The following is a 17,527-nucleotide window of genomic DNA, read 5'->3' on the forward strand; positions in this document are numbered from 1 at the left end:
CCCATGCCACCCGTCTCCCTGATCGTCGTCGGTGCCGGTGACCGCGGTACGGGCCATGGCCGCTGGGTCCTCGCTCATCCCGACCGGGCGAACGTCGTCGCCGTTGCCGAGCCGCGAGAAGTCCGCCGCCGGAAGTTCGCGAACGAGCACAACCTGAACGCCGGGGACGCCGTCACCGACTGGAGGGAACTGGCGGGCCGAGACCGGATGGCCGATGCCGTCCTGATCTGCACGCAGGACCGCATGCACCTGGAACCCGCGCTCGCCTTCGCCGAACTGGGCTACCACATCATGCTGGAGAAACCGATGGCGCTCGACGAGGCATCCTGCCGGGCCATCGTCACCGCCGTGAAAAGAGCCGGGGTGATCTTCGCCGTCGGTCACGTCCTGCGCTACACCCCCTACACCCGGGCGCTCAAGGACGTTCTCGACGCCGGGGTCATCGGCGACATCGTCAACGTCCAGCACCTCGAACCGGTCGGCTACTGGCACCAGGCTCATTCCTTCGTCCGCGGCAACTGGCGACGAGCCGACGAGGCCACCACCATGCTCATGGCCAAGTCCTGCCACGACCTGGACTGGCTCCAGCACATCATCGGAGCCCCGCCCACCCGCGTGGCCAGCTTCGGACGCCTGTCCCACTTCACCGCGGCCAACCGCCCCGCCGGCGCGGCGGACCGCTGCCTCGACTGCCCGGTGGAACACACCTGCGCCTACTCCGCCAAGCGGTTCTACGCAGAGGAACTGGCCCGAGGCCGGCACGGCTGGCCCCTCGCGGTCGTCGTGGACGAGCCCACCCCCGAGGCGCTTGACGACGCGCTGCGCCACGGACCCTACGGACGCTGCGTCTACGCCTGCGACAACGACGTGGTCGACCACCAGGTCGTCGCCATGGAGTTCGCCTCCGGAACGACCGCCACCTTCACCATGACCGCCTTCAACAAGAAGGCCCACCGCAAGACCCGGATCTTCGGCACCCGTGGCGAGCTGTCGGGCGACGGCCAGTGCCTGCGGATCTACGACTTCCTCACCGATACCCAAAGGGTCATCACACCCCTCACGCGGGGGGCGATGCCGGAAGGGGGCAGTCATGGCGACGGCGACGCGGCTCTGATGGACGCCTTCACCCAGGCGGTCGCTTCCGGTGACCCGTCGGTGATCCGGTCAGGCCCGCAGGAGTCCCTGCTCAGCCATCTGACCGTCCTCGCCGCCGAGCGTGCCAGGCTCAACGGCCGTGTCGAAACCGTGGACGCCACCTTCTGAGAGCGTCCGACGCCCGAAGTTCGGGGCCCCTCGGTGACGTCGGCGCACCGCGCTCCCGCCGGTGAGGGACAGAGTCACGCGGACAGGCTGTGCGGCAGGAACAGGAAGGGAGTACATCCAGGGCCGTGGTGCGCGCCCGGCGGCGCCGCCCCAGGCCGCCGTCAAGCGCGTCCGGCAGGTGCAGCGAGCAACTGCCAAGGCGCATGTCAAAACGTTTATTCGAGCATGCTCTCGCCGGATGGAAGAAAGTACCGCGCTTAACACCACGAAAACGCGCGGGGCGCACAACCCGAGGATTACAGAGTTTGCATATTATCCGAGCTTCTCGAAGGCTCTTGCCTTGGTATCACGCTCTGCAGCTATCTATTGCTGCGTCCGCTTCCCGGCCCGGGTTCCCGATGAGCCCTGGGCCGACCGACAGCCCTCGGCCAGTGCCCTGGGCCGTCGGTCAGGGAGGTGGTCGGAAGCCCGCATGGGAGGGGTAGTCATGAAGAAGGCGTACGAGGCACCGACGCTCGTCCGACTCGGTACGTTCCGCAAGGAGACGGGGCTCCTGCAGCGCCACGGCAACGACCGGCTCATCCTGAGCAAGAACTGACGACCGACGGTCCCTGACCGACGTCATGACTGATCTGCACGAAAGTGCGGGGACGGGCCCCGGCGACGCGCACTTCACGGTCTTCACGGACCGTGCGGACGCGGCCGCCGTGGCCCGCTCCTTCGCCCGCCCCGGAAGCCGGACCCTCGCGCATGCGTCGGGCCGGCCCTGGCTGGTCGGCCACTGGCACGACAGCGAGGTCCTCACGGCAGACGCCGGCGACGTCCGCCTCGCCGTCGTCGGTTGCTGCCCGGTCCCAGCCGACGAACTGCGGCGCCGGGCCGCCCGGTTGCGTGATCTCGCGGAACTCGACGCACTGGCCCGATCCCTCCCCGGCAGCTTCCATCTCGTCGCCGCCCTCGACGGACAGGTCAGGGTGCAGGGCACCGCCTCCGGACTGCGACTCGTCTTCCACGCGGAGATCGACAGCGTGCGGGTGGCCGCGACCCGGGCCGACACGCTCGCCGCCGTCCTGGGCCTCGACCCCGACCTGGAGGAACTGGCCGTACGGCTGCTGTGGCCCGCCCCGTATCCGCTGTCCGAGACGTCGATGTGGCGTGCGGTCACCGCCGTCGCTCCGCAGGACGCCGTGATCCTCGCCGGGGACGGGCGCGGCGTACGGCACACCCGGTGGTGGACGCCGCCGGAGCCGGTCCGGCCGCTCGCCGCGGCGGCGCCCCTGATCCGGGAGGCACTGGAGGAGGCCGTCGGCGCACGTACCCGTCAGGGCGGCGTGGTGAGCTGCGACCTGTCCGGCGGCCTGGACTCGACCTCCGTCTGCTTCCTGGCCGACCGCTCCCCCGCCCGCCTGGTGGCCAGTACCTGGCCGGGACGCGATCCGGCGGACACCGACCTGGCCTGGGCCGAGCGGGCGATGGGATACCTCCCCGACGTCGAGCACGTGGTCTGGGACGCCGACGCCTCACCGCTGGTCTACGAGGACCTGCTCGGCATCGACGACCTCCTCGACGAGCCCACCATCGGCGTGATGGACCGCTCCCGGGTCCTGCACCACCTGCCCGGCCTCGCCGCACGCGGCAGCCGGTTGCACCTGACCGGCATCGGCGGCGACCACGTGGCCTGGTGCTCCGAGGCGTACTATCACCGGCTGCTGCGCACCCGTCCGCTGTTCGCCCTGCGGCAGTTGCGCGGGTTCCGGGCGCTGTGGCAGTGGCCGCTCGGCGGCATGGTCCGCGCTGTCGCCGACTCCCGGCCGTACGGCAAGTGGCTCACCGACGCCGCAGGCCACCTGCGGGACCCGCTGGCCCCGACCGTCGCGACGGGTCTCGGCTGGGGCATGGCCCCGCGCCTGTTCGGCTGGGTCACGCACGAGGCCGACCGGATGGCCCGCCGGGCACTGCTCGATGCGGCGGCCACGGCCTCGCCGCTGCATCCGGACCGCGGGCTCCACGCCGACCTGGAGCAGATCCGCTCGTGCGGCCGCGTCATCCGGCAGTGGGACCGGATGGCGGCCCGCGCCGGCCTGCCGATGGCCTCTCCCTTCCTCGACGACCGCGTCATCGAGGCGTGTCTCGCCGTACGTCCGAGCGAGCGCGTCACCCCCTGGCAGTACAAGCCCGTCCTGAGCGCCGCGATGCGCGGGATCGTGCCCGACACCTGCCTGCGGCGGGCCAACAAGGCCACGGCCGCCATGGACGCCTCCGACGGACTGCGCCGGCACCGCGCCGACCTGCAGGCCCTGTGGGAGGACTCACGGCTGGAGCGGCTGGGCCTGGTCGACGGCGCCGAGCTGCGCCGCCTCGCCCGGCGGCCCGCCTCCAAGGGGCTGTCCGACGCCATCCTGTACTCCACCATCGCCGCCGAGGTGTGGCTGCGGGCGATGGACCGCAGCCACCCGCCCGTCCCCCGACCCTGACCGCATCCCCACGTCAGAAAGGCCCTCACATGCCCCTGCGGTTCGGCGACAACGTCTCCACCGCCCAGACCGACTACGGCACAGTTCTGCTGGACGAACGGGTCGGCGCCTACTGGGAGTTGAACCCGACTGCCACCCTGGTGGTGCGGACGCTGCTGGACGGCGGCGAGGAGGCGGACGCGGCCGCCGCCCTGGTCCGGGAGTTCGACATCGACCAGGCACAGGCCCTGCGGGACGTCGAGGCGCTCGTACAGCAGCTGCGCGGCTCCGGGCTCGCCTCATGACGACGCCCAGCGCGCTGGAGCGGCCCACCGGTGTGCCCCTGGCCCGACGCCTGGCGGCCCGCCTCGTCCTGCTCCCCGCCATCGCCTTCGCCCTGCTGCCGCCCCGCCGTATCCGCACCGTGCTCGGCATCCTGCGGCGCGGCGCCAGGCCCGCCACCGTCGCGCAGGCCCAGAACGCACGCGACGCCATGTGCGCCGCCAGCCTGCGCTGCGCCGGACCGAAAGGGTGTCTGCCGCGCTCCCTGGGCGCCGCACTCCTGTGCCGGCTCGGCGGAACCTGGCCGACCTGGTGCACCGGTGTACGCGTCGTACCGCCCTTCACCGCGCACGCCTGGATCGAGGCGGAGGGCCGTCCCGTCGGCGAGGGGCTGCCGGAGGGCTACTTCGCCCGGCTCCTGGCCGTCGAGCCGCCGGCACGGCCGACGGACCGGTGACCGACGGGATGGGCGGTCAGATCGCGGCCGCCGACGCGGACAAGTCCACCCGGGCCGCGGTGGCCACGATGTACCGGCTCACCGCCGGGCACCGGGGCGCCATCGCCGTAGCCACCGTGCTGACCCTCGTGGGCTCGGCCCTGGGACTGGCCCAGCCGCTCGTCGCCAAGGACGTCGTGGACGCGAGCGGCCGCGGACAGGTCATCTGGCCGCTGCTGGGGCTCCTGGGCGCGCTGTTCGTCATCGAGGCGGCGACGGGAGCCGCGGGACGCTTCCTTCTGGAACGGATGGGTGAAGGCGTCGTACGGCAGGTCCGTCACGGGCTGGTGGGCCGGCTGCTGCGGCTGGAGATGAGGGAGTACGACCGCCACCGGGGCGGTGACCTCATCTCCCGGGTGACGGCCGACACCACCCTGCTCCGGGAGGTCGTGTCGCAGGCGCTGGTCGATCTGGTGACGGGCAGCCTGGTCTCCGCCGGAGCGATCATCCTCATGGCCTGGCTCGACCCCCTGCTGCTGCTCCTGGTCGCCCTCACCGTGGCAGCGGCGGCCGTGGTCGTCGCCTCGCTGCTCACGGGGATCAGGGGCGCGTCCGAGCACATGCAGGACGCCGTCGGTGCCATCGCCGCCGATCTGGAGCGCGCCCTCGGGGCGCTGCCGATGGTGCGCGTGCACCGCGCGGAGGAGCGCGAGGCAGCCGGGATCGGCGCCCGTGTCGACGCCGCCTACGGCGCGGGGGTACGCGCCGCGAAGCTCGCCTCGGTCATGAGCCCCGCCGTGGAACTCGCCGTCCAGGGCTCCTTCCTCATCGTCCTGGTCATCGGCGGTCTGCGCGTCAGCGGCCACGCCGGCTCCCTCGGTGACCTCGTCGCCTTTCTGCTGTACGCCTCGTACCTCGTCCTGCCGCTGTCCTCCGTCTTCCGCGCCGTGGGCCTCGTCCAGCGCGGGATGGGCGCCTACCAGCGCATCGACGAGGCACTCCGCCTGCCCGTCGAGCCCACCGCACCCCGGCTCCCGGTGGACCGCGCGCCCGCACCACGGCCGGCCGGGCCGTACGTCAGCGGCGAACAGCCCGCCCTCGCCCTGCACGACGTCCACTTCGGCTACGTCCCCGAACGGCCGGTCCTCCGCGGCGTCTCGTTCGCCGTCCCGCAGCGCCGGCACGTGGCCCTGGTGGGCCGGTCCGGAGCCGGCAAGAGCACGGTGTTCGCCCTGGTGGCGAGGTTCTACGAGCCGGACGCCGGCACCGTGCTCTTCGACGGGCGGCCCGCGACCGAACTCACCCGTGACGCATGCCGCCGAGGCATCGCCGTCGTCGACCAGAACACCCATGTCGTCCACGGCACCCTGCGTGACAACATCACCTACGCCGTGCCCGACGCCACGGACGCGGAGATCCGGCGCGTCATCGAACTGGCCCGGCTCGAAGAAGTCGTCGACCGGCTGCCCGGCGGCCTGGCCGCTGTCATCGGCGAACGCGGCGGCACCCTCTCCGGCGGCGAACGCCAACGCGTCGCCGTCGCCCGGGCGTTGCTGGCCCGTCCCTCGCTGCTCCTGCTGGACGAGCCCACCTCCCATCTCGACGCGATCAACGAATCGGCGCTCACCACCGTGATGAAGGACGTCGCACAGGAGTGCGCCCTGCTGGTCATCGCGCACCGCCTGTCCACCGTGCAGCACGCGGACCACATCGTGGTGCTGCAGGACGGCCGCGCCGTCGCCGGCGGGTGCCACGAGGAGTTGCTCGCCGACAGCGCCCTCTATCGCGAGCTGGCCGCCAGCCAGATGCTCCGGCCGGGCGGGGAGCGCCCGGGCTGACCGGCCGACCGGCCGGCCGGTTTCAGGGCAGCCGTGCCTCGGCGGTGCGTCGCAGCACCCGGCTGATCGCGATCGTCGCCGTCATGGCGGCCGCGGTGTATCCGGACTCGGCGGGGAACCTCGCTCCCGAGGCGGTACGGGCGGCGAGCACCAGTCCCCGAGCGCGCTGCCGACGGAGAAACCCACGCTGCGCACCACCTGGTTGAAGCTCATGGCGCCGGAGGTCTCCTACGGCGGGGTGACCGCGAGGATCGCGGCCGGCATGGCGGCGGAGAAGACGCCGAAGCCGTAACCGGCCACGGCGGGGTGCCGTAGCAGCGTCAGGTCCACCAGTGGGTTGCCGCACCGCCGCTCGCGGCGCACCCACACCGTCAGCAGTACGACGGCGACGGCCAGCAGCGCGGCCCCGGGCACGTCGACCGTTGTCGACCGCCCCGGCGGCGGCTGCGGCACCGCCCACCAGGCCGCCGCGAGCGCGATCACCGTGATCAGCAGGCCGAGTCCGTAGGCCACCCACAGCCCGGACACATCCGTGAGGAGGCCGGCGAGCGGATAGCCGACGCCGGTACCGACCGTGGACGCCACCGACAGCAACGCGATCGTCGGCCCGGAGCGCTGCTCCGGCAGATGATCGCGGGCCGCGCCCGTCATCAGCGCGGTCAGGCCCGGTCCGGCCCCCTGGGCCACCCGCCCGGCCAGCAGCCAGCCGAACGACGGCGGCACCACGGTCAGCAGACTGCCGGCCACCACCGTGGCGAGGGAGACGTCGAACTACAGTGACTTGACAGACCGTCAGCCGGCCGAGGCGCCCCTTCGAAGATCACCTCACGTACGCTCAGACGCATGGTTGAGCATCGAATGATTGACGTGAACGGCATTCGGCTGCACATCGCCGAGCAGGGCGAAGGCCCCCTCGTGGTGCTCCTGCACGGCTTCCCTGAGTCCTGGCACTCCTGGCACCACCAGTTCGGCCCGCTGGCCGCGGCCGGCTTCCGCGTCGTCGCCCCCGACCAGCGCGGATACGGGCGCAGCGACCATCCCGAGGACGTCGAGGCCTACTCCGTCCTCCACCTCGTCGGCGACGTCGTCGGGCTGATCCAGGCCCTGGGCGAGGAGAAGGCGTACGTCGTCGGGCACGACTGGGGCGCGCCGGTCGCCTGGCACACCGCGCTGCTACGGCCGGACCTGGTGCTCGGGGTGGCCGGCCTGAGCGTGCCGCCCCCGTTCCGGGGGACGCAGCCTCCGCTGACCGCCATGGACAAGATGTTCGGCGGCCGCTTCTACTGGAACTACTTCAACCGCCCCGGTGTCGCCGACGCCGAGTTCGCCCGGGACCCGCGCACCACCCTGCGGAAGTTCTTCTACTGGGGATCCGGCGACGCACCCCACGCGGGCGACGGCCAACAGCCCCTGGTCGACCCCGATCGCGGCTGGCTCGCGGACATGGAGGACCCCGAGGTGCTGCCGGAGTGGTTCACCGAGGACGACCTCGACGCGCTCACCGAGAGCTTCTCCAAGGGCTTCACCGGCGCCCTCAACTGGTACCGCAACCTCGACCGGAACTGGGAACTGACCGCGCCCTGGCACGGCGCCCGGGTCACCCCGCCCGCCCTCTACATCTACGGCGACCGCGACGTCGTCCCCGCCTTCCCCGGCACACCCGACCTCATCGCGCAACTCCCCGAGCTGATGCCCAACCTGTGGCGCGAGCCCCTGCAGCTCGCGGGGTGCGGCCACTGGACCCAGCAGGAACGCCCGGACGAGGTCAACGCGGCACTGATCGAATTCCTCAAGGCCCACCCCTGAGGAGGGCCACACGGGCCCGTGCCGTCGACCGGGTCGTCGCCCCGGACGAACGGAAGGACGCCGGCGAAGGCCGTCGAGTGGCTGAAGCGTCCGGCCGCGGCCGACCTGGGCGCCGGCTCCATGGGCAGCGCCGCCGTGCTGGTCTCCCCGCTCTACCTGGCCGACGGCGGCCGGTCTCCCGGCTCCGCCTGGCGGGGTGCTCGGCGGTATCACGGTCGCGGGCATGGCCACCTCCGCCGTCGGTCCGCCGTTCGGTGGACTGCTCGTGGGCGCCGCGGGCTGGCGCTGGGCCTTCCTGGCCAACATCCCGGTCACCGCGAGCGATGGTGATGACCGTGCGCCGGCTGCCCCAGGATCCTCCGCTGGACCGCCAAGGCAGCGGCCCGCGCCGGATCGCCGACCGGATCGACCTGCCCGGCATCCTCGGCTTCGCGCAGGCGATGAGTGCGCTGGTCGTCTTCCTTATGCGACCGCCGCATCCCGAGCGGGCCGCGCTCGCCGTCTTCGGCCTGATGGCCGCGGTCACGGTCGTCCGGGAGCCGCGCAGGACCGCGCCCTTCTTCGACTTCCGGGGGCTCGCCGGATGGAGGCCGCACACGGGATGTCCACCGTGGCGGCGGGGCTCCTGCCGCTGCCGGTGGGCGCAGTCTCCGCGCTGCTCTCGCGGCCGCTCGCCCACCCGGACTCCGGTGCGCGGACCGCTGATCGTCTCGGCGACGACCATGCTGGTCGGCTTGGTCGGCATCATGCTGCTGAGTCCGCCGTGCAGCGGGCCCCGGTGACCGTTCGCGGCCCGTTTCCGAGGCGGGCGGATTCGGGGTGTACGGGCGATGCTGGTGAGCGGGTACCCCTGCGAGAAGGCCAGGAGGCTCGGCCCGGTGATTGCCGTCAACCCGCTGAACAGCGCCTCGGTGCTGGCCGCCTTCGGCGCGCTCGGCGTCCTCGTGGTGATCTTCGCCGAGTCCGGTCTGCTGGTCGTCGGCTTCTTCCTGCCCGGTGACACCCTGCTGTTCCCGGCCGGTGTGCTGTGCGCCGGAACCGCGCATCAGCCGCCCCGGCTGGCGTTGTGGCAGGTACTGCTCTGCGCGGCCGTCGGAGCGGTGGCCGGCGGACAGGTCGGGTATCTGATCGGGCGGCACGGCGGACGGGCGCTGCTGGCCCGTACCTCCAGCCGGCGGGTGAAGGCGGCCGCCGTCCGGGCCGAGCAGTCGCTGGCCCGGTACGGCTACGGGAAGGCGCTGGTCATCGGCCGGTTCGTGCCGATGCTGCGCACGGTCCTGCACCCCGTGGCCGGTGCGCTCGGGGTGCCCGTGCGCACCTTCACACTGTGGCAGACCGTGGGCGGGCTGCTGTGGTCGCAGACGCTCGTCCTCGCCGGCTACAGCCTGGGGTCCTCCGTCCCGCACCTCGACGACTATCTGCTGCCGCTGGTGGCCGTGGTCGTCGTGGTGTCGATGCTGCCCCTGCTGATCGAGGCCCGCCGAGACCGGCGCCGGCCGCGCTGAAGTCGATTCGAGGGGCGCCCGGTGAAGCGGTGTCAGTGCGTGGGCGGCATCGGTCAGCGGAGTCTGCGAGCCTTGGGGCGCTTGCGGTTGGGGCGGCGGGGGTGTTCGAGCGTGTCCAGTTCGCCGATCGCCGCGCGGACGTGGGCCGGGTCGCCCCGGCGGGAGCCGCCCGCGCACCACCAGGACGGCCGTCCGTCGATGTCGCGCGGGTGCATGCCGAGGTCATGGACCGTACAGAGCGGCCATGCCCGCCACAGCCGCTCCGTCACCGTGTCCTGGGCGGCGTCGGCGACGGCCATCAGGGCTTCGGTGGCGGACTGCGCCGGTATCAGGGAGGTGCCGTGCGCCTCGCCGTTGGCGAGGGCCACATAGACGTACTCGTCCTCCTCGGTCTCCGGGTAGGCGATCAGGCGCAGCGGACGCTGGTCGGGGAGGGTCGCGGCCAGGTCCCGGTTGACGGCCGCCAGTGGCTCGTCCCAGCACGGGTATTCGCCGACGGGCACGAGGCGCGGCTCGGGATGGCCGGAAAATGCGCACATGTGTCCATCCTGTCAGCCCGCGGCCCGCCGGTCCGGCCGACCTCGACGACGCGTTCTGGACGGGTCTGTGACGAGCCGTGAGACTGGATCGGTTCCCACTCCGTGCCCCAGCCCTTCAGGACGGTGCCCCATGGCTGAGAAAGCCCCGCGTGTCCAACTCACCCCTCAGGCGGCCGAGCTGGTGCGGCGGCTGCACGCCGAGCACGGCCCGCTGATGTTCCACCAGTCGGGCGGCTGCTGCGACGGCAGTGCCCCCATGTGCTACCCGGACGGCGAGTTCCGCACCGGCGACTCGGACGTGCTGCTGGCGGAACTGACGGTGGACGGGGTGACCGAGCCCGTCACCTTCTGGATGTCCCGCAGTCAGTACGAGGTGTGGAGCCACACCCGGCTGATCGTGGACGTCGTACCCGGACGGGGTAGCGGCTTTTCACTCGAAGCGCCCGAGGGGGTGCGTTTTCTCACTCGTTCTCGCGTAGTCGACGTCTAGTCGGCCCGGTGGTCGCCGTGGTCTGGTCCACTGCCCCGTAAGACCCGTACGACAGGGACAGTTGACGAGACATCAGGGGACACGGTGACCAGACGTCGCAGGCGTTCGGCAGCGGGCAGAGCGGTTCTCACAATCGTCACGGCGTTGGGTGTGCTGGCCGGTGCGGCCCTGGCGGGGGCGGCACCGGCCGGTGCCGTCGAGGCCGGCGGGCGGATCGCGCCGGGAGTCACCTACCGGCAGTTCGACATCGAGGCGAGCGCGGGCAAGGCGCACGCTCATCTGCTCACGGTCGACCTGGCCAATCCACACGTTCGTGTGGACCTGCTCCACCCGGGCGCGGTGGCGGCCCGGGAGACCGTCTCGGGGATGGCGGACTCGGCCGGGGCCGTCGCGGGGGTCAACGGTGACTTCTTCAACATCACCGAGACCCAGCACCCGGGCGTGCAGGCCACGGGAGCGAGCGTCGGACCGGCGATCGCGGACGGGCAGGTGCTCAAGGCGGCGGTACCGCAGGGCCAGCGGTTCGGACCCGCCCTGCCGCCGGGCACGAGCACCCAGGACGTCTTCGGGGTGGGCACCGACCGGCGGGCCCGGCTGGACCGGCTGTCCCTGGCCGGCGGCGTCAGGACGCCGGAAGGCACGATCCCGCTGAAGGGCCTCAACCAGTACGCGCTCCCGGAGAACTCCGTCGGCGCCTTCACCTCGCGGTGGGGCAGCGCCTCCCGGATGCGCTCGGTGTGCGGCACCGACACCCAGCGGTCGGCCCCGTGCAGCACCGACACCTACGAGGTGACGGTGCGCGGCGGCCGGGTGGTCTCCGCCGCCGGCACCCCGGGCAGCGGCGCGATCCCGGCGGACACCACGGTCCTGGTGGGCCGTGAAGAGGGGGCGCGGCAGCTGCGCAAGCTCGCGGTCGGTGCCTCGGTGACCGTGACGCACCGCTTGGTGGCCGCCTCGTCCGGGACGCCGTACGCGTGCGCGATCGGCGGCTTCCCGGTGCTGAGGAACGGGCAGGTGCTGACCGGTCTCGACAACGGCACCGCGGCCGTGCGCACGGTCGTGGGCTTCAAGGGCGGCGGACGGCAGCTGCTGATCATGGCGCTGGACGGGGCCGAGGTCTACCGGGCCGGCATCACGGTCGAGGAGGAGGCCGGCACGATGCGGGCGCTGGGCGCGTCCGACGCGTTCAACCTCGACGGCGGCGGCTCCACGGAGCTGGTCACCCGCGACGCGGGAGCGAGCACTGTGACGGTCCGCAACCATCCGAGCGCCGGCGCCGAGCGCCCCGTCGCGAACGGCGTCGGCGTCTTCACGACCCCCTGAACGCCCCCCCTGAGCCGGGCCGCTCGGCCCCTGTCTCAGGGCCGCAGGCTGCTCACCAGGTCGGCGGTCGTGGTGAGCCCGCTGTGGATGGTGGGCGCCATGCTCGTGCCGGCCAGGAAGAAGCCGAGCAGCACGCAGACCAGAGCGTGGGAGACCTTCAACGCGCCGTTGCGCACGAAGATCACGGCCAGGATCAGCAGCAACAGCACTGCAGAGATGGGAATGACCACCGGGAACCTCCTCCGCCACGCCCCTTGAGCGGCGTTCGGCCGTAAGTGTGGCGTAGCGGAGGGTTCGTCCGGGCGGCTGACGTGTCCCCCAAACGTGTGGTTACGCGGCGGGGTGCGCGTCGAGGAAGGCTTCCAGGCCGGCCAGGTCGTCGGTGTTGAGGAAGTCGACGCCGGCGGCGAGCAGCTCCGTCCACAGGGCGTCGCGGGCCGGGCCCGCGGCGTCCGGGGTGGCCCAGAACCGCACCTGCTGCCCCCGCGCGTGAGCGGCGGCGGTGATGCCGTGCAGCTTCTGCCGCTCGACGTCGGGGAAGGCGCCGTCACCGGACCAGGTGAAGACCTGCGTCCAGTTGTCGCTGATCAGCGAGATGAAGGAGGCGGGGGCGGTGCTGCCGAGGTCGGTGAGCCGGCCGTCGTAGAAGGCGAGCCGCTCTTCCTGCGCCTCCATGGGGATGCGGGCGGCGCGGTCGCCGGAGATGACGGCGGTGATGGGTCGGGGGTGCACCCGGCCGTGCGCGTACCGGGTGAACAGGTGTGGATGGCGGCGCAGATGGCGGTCGAGTTCGAGGTACGTCGACGAGCCCTCGGTCTTGATGTCGATGAGGAGCTGCAGCGGCCGGCGCCACCCCCGGTAGACGGAGCCGTGGTTGGCCCGGATCAGGGCGGCGAGCGGGTCGAGGTAGAGGGATTCGAGGGTGCGGGTCGGGTCCAGCTCTGAGGTGTCGTGACCGACGAGGAGCTGGTCGTCGACGAGGAAGATGTCGGCCTCGACGCTGCCGAAGCGGTGGTCGAGCGCGTCGAACAGGGGCCGGGGGTGCTCGTAGTCGTTGTGGGCGTGCGCGTTCCACAGCGGGTGCGCGCCATGGTGGGAGCCGTCCGCCCTGGCCTGGGCGGCGGGCAGGGTGACCGCGCCGGCGAGGGCGGCGCCGAGGGTGGTGAGGGCTCTGCGACGGGTGGTGAGGGCCATGCTCTGCCTCCCTTTGAGGTGCCGGATGGGACCGAAGGGAGTATGCGTGCCTCTACCACCGAAGGCGCCTGCTCTCGCGGGGAGTTGGCGCGTTGTTCACTTCTCCGGAGCATGGACCCGAGAAAGCCCGCCCCGGGTGGGGCAGGCTTCACCCGGGTCGGGTCAGGGTGCCTGGAGGTCGACCAGTGCGGCCAGCGCCTCCCGGTGGGCCCCGGCCGTGCCATAGGCGATCGAGTCGGCCTTGGCCCGCTTCAGGGCCAGGTGGATCGGATGCTCCCAGGTCATACCGATCCCGCCGTGCAGCTGCAGCGCCTCCTCGGTGGCGTGGACGGCCACGGGCGCCGCATACGCCTGTGCGACGGCGGCCGAGACATCCGTGTCCTCGCCGGAGGCCAACGCGTCGGCGGCGGCCCGCGCGGCCGCCCGCAGGTTCACGACCTCCAGCCACAGCTGGGCGAGCCTGTGCTTGAGGGCCTGGAATCCGCCGACCGGCCGGTTGAACTGCTTGCGCTCCTTCAGATAGCGGACCGTCTCGGTCAACGCCCACTCCGCGACGCCGAGTTGTTCGGAGGCGAGCAGTGCGGCGGCGGCGCGCAGGGCGCGTCGTACGGCGGGTTCCGCGTCGCCGACACGGCGGCCGGGGGCACCCGCCAGGCGGACCGTCGCCAGTGGCCGGGTCAGGTCCAGGGAGATCTGCGGGGTGACCGTCACGGCGTCCGCGGCCACGGCGTACAGGCCGCCGTCGTCGGCCGGGACGAGCAGGACGTCGGCCGCGGCCGCATCCGCGATGCCTGTCAACTCCCCGTGCAGAGTGCCGCTTTCGAGCCGTACGGCCTTGGCGGCGGCGCCCGGCGCCGTGTGCAGGCCGACCGCGAAGGCGCCGATGGTACGCCCGGAGGCCAGCTGTCCCAGGAGTTCCTCGTCGCCGCAGGCCAGCAGGGCCTCGGTGGCGACGACGGCGCTGGTGAGGTACGGCACGGGGGCGACCGCTCGGCCCAACTCCTCCAGGACCACGGCGACTTCGCGGGCGGAGGCGCCCTGGCCGCCCTGCTCCTCGGGCACCAGGAGCCCGGCGAGGCCCATGTCCTCGGCGAGGGACTTCCACAGGGCGAGGTCGTGCGGGGCGTCGGACTCGATGCGGGCGACGACGTCCGCGGGCGTGCAGTGGTCCGTGAGGAGGTCCCGTACGGCGGCCCGCAGCGCCTCTTCCTCCTCCGAGTACAGCAGGTCGCGCTGTGTGCTCATCGGGCCAGGTCCTTCCATGCGACGTCCTTGTCGGTGCGCGGCTCGGCGGGCAGGCCGAGAACCCGCTCGGCGACGATGTTCAGCAGGACCTCGCTGGTCCCGCCCTCGATGCTGTTGCCCTTGGAGCGCAGATAGCGGTAGCCGGCGTCGCGGCCGGTGAAGTCGACCAGCTCGGGGCGGCGCATGGTCCAGTCGTCGTACAACAGGCCCTCCTCACCGCGGAGTTCGACCTCCAGGCCGCTGATCTCCTGGTTGAGGCGGGCGAAGGCGAGCTTCATGCCGGCGCCCTCGGGGCCGGGCTGGCCGACGGCGAGCTGCTGGCGCAGGCGCTCCGCGGTGAGGCGGGAGACCTCGGCCTCGACCCACAGCTTCAGCAGCCGCTGGTGCAGCTCGTGAGTGCGCAGCTCGGGGCGCTCACGCCAGGTCTGGGCGACCGGGCCGATCATGCCGCCCTCGCGGGGCAGCCGCATGCCGCCGATGGCCACGCGCTCGTTGTTGAGGGTGGTCTGGGCGACCCGCCAGCCGTCGCCGACCTCGCCGAGGCGGCGGGTGTCGGGGATGCGGACGCCGGTGAGGAAGACCTCGTTGAACTCGGCCTCGCCGGTGATCTGGCGCAGCGGCCGGACCTCGACGCCCGGGTCGGTCATGTCGCAGACGAAGTACGTGATGCCCGCGTGCTTGGGCACGTCCGGGTCGGTGCGGGCGATGAGGATGGCCCAGCGGGCGAGGTGGGCGCTGGAGGTCCACACCTTCTGCCCGTTGACGACCCAGTCCTCGCCCTCCCGTACGGCCCGGGTGCCGAGCGCGGCCAGGTCGGAGCCGGCGCCGGGCTCGCTGAACAGCTGGCACCAGACCTCGTCGCCCGTCCACAGGGGCCGCAGGAACCGCTGCTTCTGCTCGTCCGTGCCGTACTTGAGGATCGTCGGCGCGGCCATGCCCAGGCCGATGCCGATGCGCCGGGGGTCGTTGTCGGGGGCGCCCGCGGCCTCCAGCTCGGCGTCCACGACGCCCTGCAGGGAGCGCGGGGCGCCCAGTCCGCCGAGGCCCTCCGGGTAGTGCACCCAGGCGAGGCCGGCGTCGAAGCGGGCGCGCAGGAAGTCGAGGCGGTCGGTGCTCGCCGGGGGGTGCTGGGTCAGCAACTCCCTGGTGCGGCGGCGAAGTTCTTCGGCGTCGGTCATGCTGCTCCCTCCATCACGACGGCGATCCGGCCGGTGGACCGGCCGTCCGCGACCCTCTGCACGGCCGCGGCGGCCTCGCCGAGCGGGACCCGCTCGCTCACCAGCGGCTTGATCGCGCCCCGGGCGGCCAGCTCGGTCAGCTCCTCGTGGCAGCGCAGGACCAGCTTGGGGTTCTTGGTGTTGTACAGGCCCCAGTGGAGGCCGAGGATCGAGTAGTTCTTCACCAGCGCGTGGTTGAGGGCCGGGCTGGGGATGGAGCCGCTGGCGAAGCCGACGACGACGATCCGGCCCTCGAAGGCGACGAGCTTGGCGGACTGGGCGTAGGCCGCGCCGCCGACGGGGTCGTAGATCACGTCGGCGCCGCGGCCGCCGGTGGCCTCCTTCACGGCGGCGATGACATCCTCACTGCGGCGGTCGACCACCACGTCACAGCCCAGCTCGCGGGCCACGGCGGCCTTGTCCGCGCCGCCGACGACACCGATCACGGTGGCGCCGGCCGCCTTGCCGAGCTGCACGGCGGCGCTGCCGACTCCTCCGGCGGCGGCGTGCACGAGCAGGGTCTCCCCGGCCTCCAGACGGGCCCGGCGGTGCAGGCCGAACCAGCCGGTCTGGTAGCCGATGTGCAGCGCGGCGGCCTCGGCGTCGTCCAGCGCCTCGGGCGCGGGCAGCAGGGCGCGGGCGTCGGCGAGGGCGTACTCGGCGAAACCGCCGCAGGGCAGCGCGGGGTTGGCGATCACCCGGCGGCCGTCCTCGGTCTCGCCGCAGATCTCCACGCCGGGCGTGAACGGCAGCGGCGGGCGCACCTGGTACTGGCCCCGGCACAGCAGCGCGTCCGGGAAGTTGATGTTGGCGGCGCGCACGCGCACCAGCACCTGGCCGTCACCGGGCGTGGGCCGCTCCACCTCCGCCAGGCGCATCACCTCGCTCGGCTCGCCGTTCTCGTGCACTTGCCATGCCTGCATGCGGGGCCTCCACGGGACTGCTTCGTCTGACCGGGTCCGACCGCATACTAAGCGGTCGCTTGCCGATCAGGGAACAGGGGCCGCGCGTCGGCGCGCGTCGCATGAGTCACGTGCCGGACGACGGCCGCGCCCGTACGTGCATCCGCTCCCCCTGCGGCCCGAACAGACTGAGGAACTCCACCGGCCCCTCGCCCGTCGACCCGAACCAGTGCGGCACGCGGGTGTCGAACTCGGCGGCCTCCCCCGCCGACAGCACCACGTCGTGCGCGCCGAGGACCAGTCGCAGCCGGCCCGACAGCACGTACAGCCACTCGTACCCCTCGTGGGTGCGCGGGTCGGGCTCCTGCTTGCGCTGCGGTTCCAGCACCTTGAAGGCCTGCAGGCCGCCGGGCTGGCGGGTCAGCGGCCAGTGGGTGCGCCCGCCCCGCACGATCGGCTTGGCCCGCACCCGCGGGTCCCCCACCGGCGGCGCGCCGACCAGCTCGTCCAGCGGCACCTGATGGGCCTGGGCGATCGGCAGCAGCAGTTCGAGGCTGGGCTTGCGCAGGCCGGACTCCAGCCGGGAGAGGGTGCTGACGGAGATTCCGGTGGCCTCGGACAGCGCGGCCAGGGTCACCTGCCGCTCCTTGCGGATACGCCGGAGCCGCGGACCGACCTCGGCGAGAACGTCCTCACTGCTCATGATGCGTATTGCAGTTTCGGCAAACTTGTTTGTCAATCCCGCCGGGCCCCTGCGGTCGGCCGCGAGGAGATCGCCCGGTGCGGGCAGGGACGCCGAGGGCTTCACGACGAGGCTCGCCTGCGGCCGAAGGGTACGAGCCCGGCAGCTGGTGATCGCCCCGGGCCTGAAGGGCGAGCTGCCCGAGGGTCGCGGGGCCGGCCGAGCGGTTCGGCCGGGCGAGTCGGAGCCGACCGGCGACGATCTGCGCCGACTGGCCGCCGCCGGGCTCGCGGTCGCGCCCGGCGAGGTCACGGAAGCCCTCGTCACGGGCGGCCGGCTCACCGGGGCCCGG

20 protein-coding genes are annotated in these 17,527 nt (G+C 72.6%); 11 read left to right on the forward strand and 9 right to left on the reverse strand.

Annotated features, from left to right (window positions below):
• The first annotated feature begins 3 nt into the window (after positions 1-3).
• The 6 genes from AB0L75_RS11010 to AB0L75_RS11035 all read left to right on the forward strand — a co-directional run bounded on the left by AB0L75_RS11010 (position 4) and on the right by AB0L75_RS11035 (position 6,272).
• Positions 4-1,263 (forward strand): Gfo/Idh/MocA family oxidoreductase, encoded by a 1,260-nt coding sequence (locus tag AB0L75_RS11010; protein ID WP_365178529.1) that lies wholly within the window; start codon positions 4-6, stop codon positions 1,261-1,263.
• Positions 1,264-1,750: 487 nt separating this feature from the next.
• Positions 1,751-1,861: a keywimysin-related RiPP gene (locus AB0L75_RS11015; protein WP_107407388.1), complete on the forward strand. Its 111-nt coding sequence runs from the start codon at positions 1,751-1,753 to the stop codon at positions 1,859-1,861.
• Between the two features lie 25 nt (positions 1,862-1,886).
• Positions 1,887-3,737, forward strand: coding sequence for a lasso peptide isopeptide bond-forming cyclase (locus AB0L75_RS11020; RefSeq protein ID WP_365178533.1), 1,851 nt, complete (start codon positions 1,887-1,889; stop codon positions 3,735-3,737).
• A gap of 29 nt (positions 3,738-3,766) precedes the next feature.
• Positions 3,767-4,021: a lasso peptide biosynthesis PqqD family chaperone gene (locus tag AB0L75_RS11025; protein WP_365178536.1), complete on the forward strand. Its 255-nt coding sequence runs from the start codon at positions 3,767-3,769 to the stop codon at positions 4,019-4,021.
• Positions 4,018-4,455, forward strand: coding sequence for a lasso peptide biosynthesis B2 protein (locus AB0L75_RS11030; RefSeq protein ID WP_365178539.1), 438 nt, complete (start codon positions 4,018-4,020; stop codon positions 4,453-4,455). The genes AB0L75_RS11025 and AB0L75_RS11030 overlap by 4 nt, the downstream gene beginning before the upstream one ends.
• A gap of 8 nt (positions 4,456-4,463) precedes the next feature.
• Entirely contained in the window at positions 4,464-6,272 is a 1,809-nt protein-coding gene (locus AB0L75_RS11035) for an ABC transporter ATP-binding protein (protein WP_365178912.1), read from the forward strand.
• A 22-nt stretch (positions 6,273-6,294) separates the two neighbouring features.
• Here AB0L75_RS11035 and AB0L75_RS11040 read toward each other — a convergent pair whose 3' ends face one another.
• Both AB0L75_RS11040 and AB0L75_RS11045 read right to left on the reverse strand, forming a co-directional pair.
• Positions 6,295-6,423, reverse strand: a complete 129-nt coding sequence (locus AB0L75_RS11040) for a hypothetical protein (protein WP_365178541.1) — start codon at positions 6,421-6,423, stop codon at positions 6,295-6,297.
• Between the two features lie 77 nt (positions 6,424-6,500).
• A complete protein-coding gene (locus AB0L75_RS11045) occupies positions 6,501-7,022 on the reverse strand; it encodes an MFS transporter (protein ID WP_365178544.1) in 522 nt (173 codons plus the stop codon).
• A 93-nt stretch (positions 7,023-7,115) separates the two neighbouring features.
• Between AB0L75_RS11045 and AB0L75_RS11050 the strand changes: the two genes are divergently transcribed.
• The 3 genes from AB0L75_RS11050 to AB0L75_RS11060 all read left to right on the forward strand — a co-directional run bounded on the left by AB0L75_RS11050 (position 7,116) and on the right by AB0L75_RS11060 (position 9,583).
• Positions 7,116-8,078 (forward strand): alpha/beta hydrolase, encoded by a 963-nt coding sequence (locus tag AB0L75_RS11050; RefSeq protein ID WP_365178546.1) that lies wholly within the window; start codon positions 7,116-7,118, stop codon positions 8,076-8,078.
• A gap of 335 nt (positions 8,079-8,413) precedes the next feature.
• Positions 8,414-8,860: a hypothetical protein gene (locus AB0L75_RS11055; protein ID WP_365178549.1), complete on the forward strand. Its 447-nt coding sequence runs from the start codon at positions 8,414-8,416 to the stop codon at positions 8,858-8,860.
• A gap of 96 nt (positions 8,861-8,956) precedes the next feature.
• Positions 8,957-9,583: a DedA family protein gene (locus tag AB0L75_RS11060; RefSeq protein ID WP_365178552.1), complete on the forward strand. Its 627-nt coding sequence runs from the start codon at positions 8,957-8,959 to the stop codon at positions 9,581-9,583.
• Positions 9,584-9,636: 53 nt separating this feature from the next.
• On the opposite strand, the gene AB0L75_RS11065 is transcribed toward AB0L75_RS11060, so the two are convergent.
• Positions 9,637-10,122 (reverse strand): hypothetical protein, encoded by a 486-nt coding sequence (locus AB0L75_RS11065; RefSeq protein ID WP_365178555.1) that lies wholly within the window; start codon positions 10,120-10,122, stop codon positions 9,637-9,639.
• 130 nt (positions 10,123-10,252) lie between these two features.
• Between AB0L75_RS11065 and AB0L75_RS11070 the strand changes: the two genes are divergently transcribed.
• Positions 10,253-10,612: a DUF779 domain-containing protein gene (locus AB0L75_RS11070; protein WP_365178558.1), complete on the forward strand. Its 360-nt coding sequence runs from the start codon at positions 10,253-10,255 to the stop codon at positions 10,610-10,612.
• 144 nt (positions 10,613-10,756) lie between these two features.
• The gene (locus AB0L75_RS11075; protein ID WP_365178561.1) at positions 10,757-11,935 is read left to right on the forward strand and encodes a phosphodiester glycosidase family protein; all 1,179 of its coding nucleotides are present in this window, start codon (positions 10,757-10,759) and stop codon (positions 11,933-11,935) included.
• 35 nt (positions 11,936-11,970) lie between these two features.
• Here the strand turns inward: AB0L75_RS11075 and AB0L75_RS11080 are convergent, their stop codons facing one another.
• The 6 genes from AB0L75_RS11080 to AB0L75_RS11105 all read right to left on the reverse strand — a co-directional run bounded on the left by AB0L75_RS11080 (position 11,971) and on the right by AB0L75_RS11105 (position 17,196).
• On the reverse strand, positions 11,971-12,165 hold the full coding sequence (locus AB0L75_RS11080; protein WP_365178564.1) for a hypothetical protein: 195 nt from the start codon (positions 12,163-12,165) through the stop codon (positions 11,971-11,973).
• Between the two features lie 100 nt (positions 12,166-12,265).
• On the reverse strand, positions 12,266-13,129 hold the full coding sequence (locus AB0L75_RS11085; RefSeq protein ID WP_365178566.1) for a phosphatidylinositol-specific phospholipase C/glycerophosphodiester phosphodiesterase family protein: 864 nt from the start codon (positions 13,127-13,129) through the stop codon (positions 12,266-12,268).
• A 162-nt stretch (positions 13,130-13,291) separates the two neighbouring features.
• Positions 13,292-14,374: an acyl-CoA dehydrogenase family protein gene (locus AB0L75_RS11090; protein WP_365178569.1), complete on the reverse strand. Its 1,083-nt coding sequence runs from the start codon at positions 14,372-14,374 to the stop codon at positions 13,292-13,294.
• Positions 14,371-15,552: an acyl-CoA dehydrogenase family protein gene (locus AB0L75_RS11095; RefSeq protein ID WP_365178572.1), complete on the reverse strand. Its 1,182-nt coding sequence runs from the start codon at positions 15,550-15,552 to the stop codon at positions 14,371-14,373. Before AB0L75_RS11095 ends, AB0L75_RS11090 begins: the two co-directional genes overlap by 4 nt.
• The gene (locus AB0L75_RS11100; RefSeq protein ID WP_365178575.1) at positions 15,549-16,514 is read right to left on the reverse strand and encodes an NADPH:quinone oxidoreductase family protein; all 966 of its coding nucleotides are present in this window, start codon (positions 16,512-16,514) and stop codon (positions 15,549-15,551) included. Before AB0L75_RS11100 ends, AB0L75_RS11095 begins: the two co-directional genes overlap by 4 nt.
• A gap of 106 nt (positions 16,515-16,620) precedes the next feature.
• A complete protein-coding gene (locus tag AB0L75_RS11105; RefSeq protein ID WP_365178578.1) occupies positions 16,621-17,196 on the reverse strand; it encodes an XRE family transcriptional regulator in 576 nt (191 codons plus the stop codon).
• Positions 17,197-17,527: the final 331 nt, after the last annotated feature.

The sequence above is a fragment of the Streptomyces sp. NPDC052101 genome, assembly GCF_040680235.1.
Lineage (GTDB): Bacteria > Actinomycetota > Actinomycetes > Streptomycetales > Streptomycetaceae > Streptomyces.

Bases quoted from the DNA above. Each gene is read 5' to 3' on its own strand.
- AB0L75_RS11010 (WP_365178529.1), top strand. From the start codon at position 4: ATGCCACCCGTCTCCCTGATCGTCGTCGGTGCCGGTGACCGCGGTACG.
- AB0L75_RS11015 (WP_107407388.1), top strand. From the start codon at position 1,751: ATGAAGAAGGCGTACGAGGCACCGACGCTCGTCCGACTCGGTACGTTC.
- AB0L75_RS11020 (WP_365178533.1), top strand. From the start codon at position 1,887: ATGACTGATCTGCACGAAAGTGCGGGGACGGGCCCCGGCGACGCGCAC.
- AB0L75_RS11025 (WP_365178536.1), top strand. From the start codon at position 3,767: ATGCCCCTGCGGTTCGGCGACAACGTCTCCACCGCCCAGACCGACTAC.
- AB0L75_RS11030 (WP_365178539.1), top strand. From the start codon at position 4,018: ATGACGACGCCCAGCGCGCTGGAGCGGCCCACCGGTGTGCCCCTGGCC.
- AB0L75_RS11035 (WP_365178912.1), top strand. From the start codon at position 4,464: ATGGGCGGTCAGATCGCGGCCGCCGACGCGGACAAGTCCACCCGGGCC.
- AB0L75_RS11050 (WP_365178546.1), top strand. From the start codon at position 7,116: ATGGTTGAGCATCGAATGATTGACGTGAACGGCATTCGGCTGCACATC.
- AB0L75_RS11065 (WP_365178555.1), bottom strand. From the start codon at position 10,122: ATGTGCGCATTTTCCGGCCATCCCGAGCCGCGCCTCGTGCCCGTCGGC.
- AB0L75_RS11070 (WP_365178558.1), top strand. From the start codon at position 10,253: ATGGCTGAGAAAGCCCCGCGTGTCCAACTCACCCCTCAGGCGGCCGAG.
- AB0L75_RS11085 (WP_365178566.1), bottom strand. From the start codon at position 13,129: ATGGCCCTCACCACCCGTCGCAGAGCCCTCACCACCCTCGGCGCCGCC.
- AB0L75_RS11090 (WP_365178569.1), bottom strand. From the start codon at position 14,374: ATGAGCACACAGCGCGACCTGCTGTACTCGGAGGAGGAAGAGGCGCTG.
- AB0L75_RS11095 (WP_365178572.1), bottom strand. From the start codon at position 15,552: ATGACCGACGCCGAAGAACTTCGCCGCCGCACCAGGGAGTTGCTGACC.
- AB0L75_RS11100 (WP_365178575.1), bottom strand. From the start codon at position 16,514: ATGCAGGCATGGCAAGTGCACGAGAACGGCGAGCCGAGCGAGGTGATG.
- AB0L75_RS11105 (WP_365178578.1), bottom strand. From the start codon at position 17,196: ATGAGCAGTGAGGACGTTCTCGCCGAGGTCGGTCCGCGGCTCCGGCGT.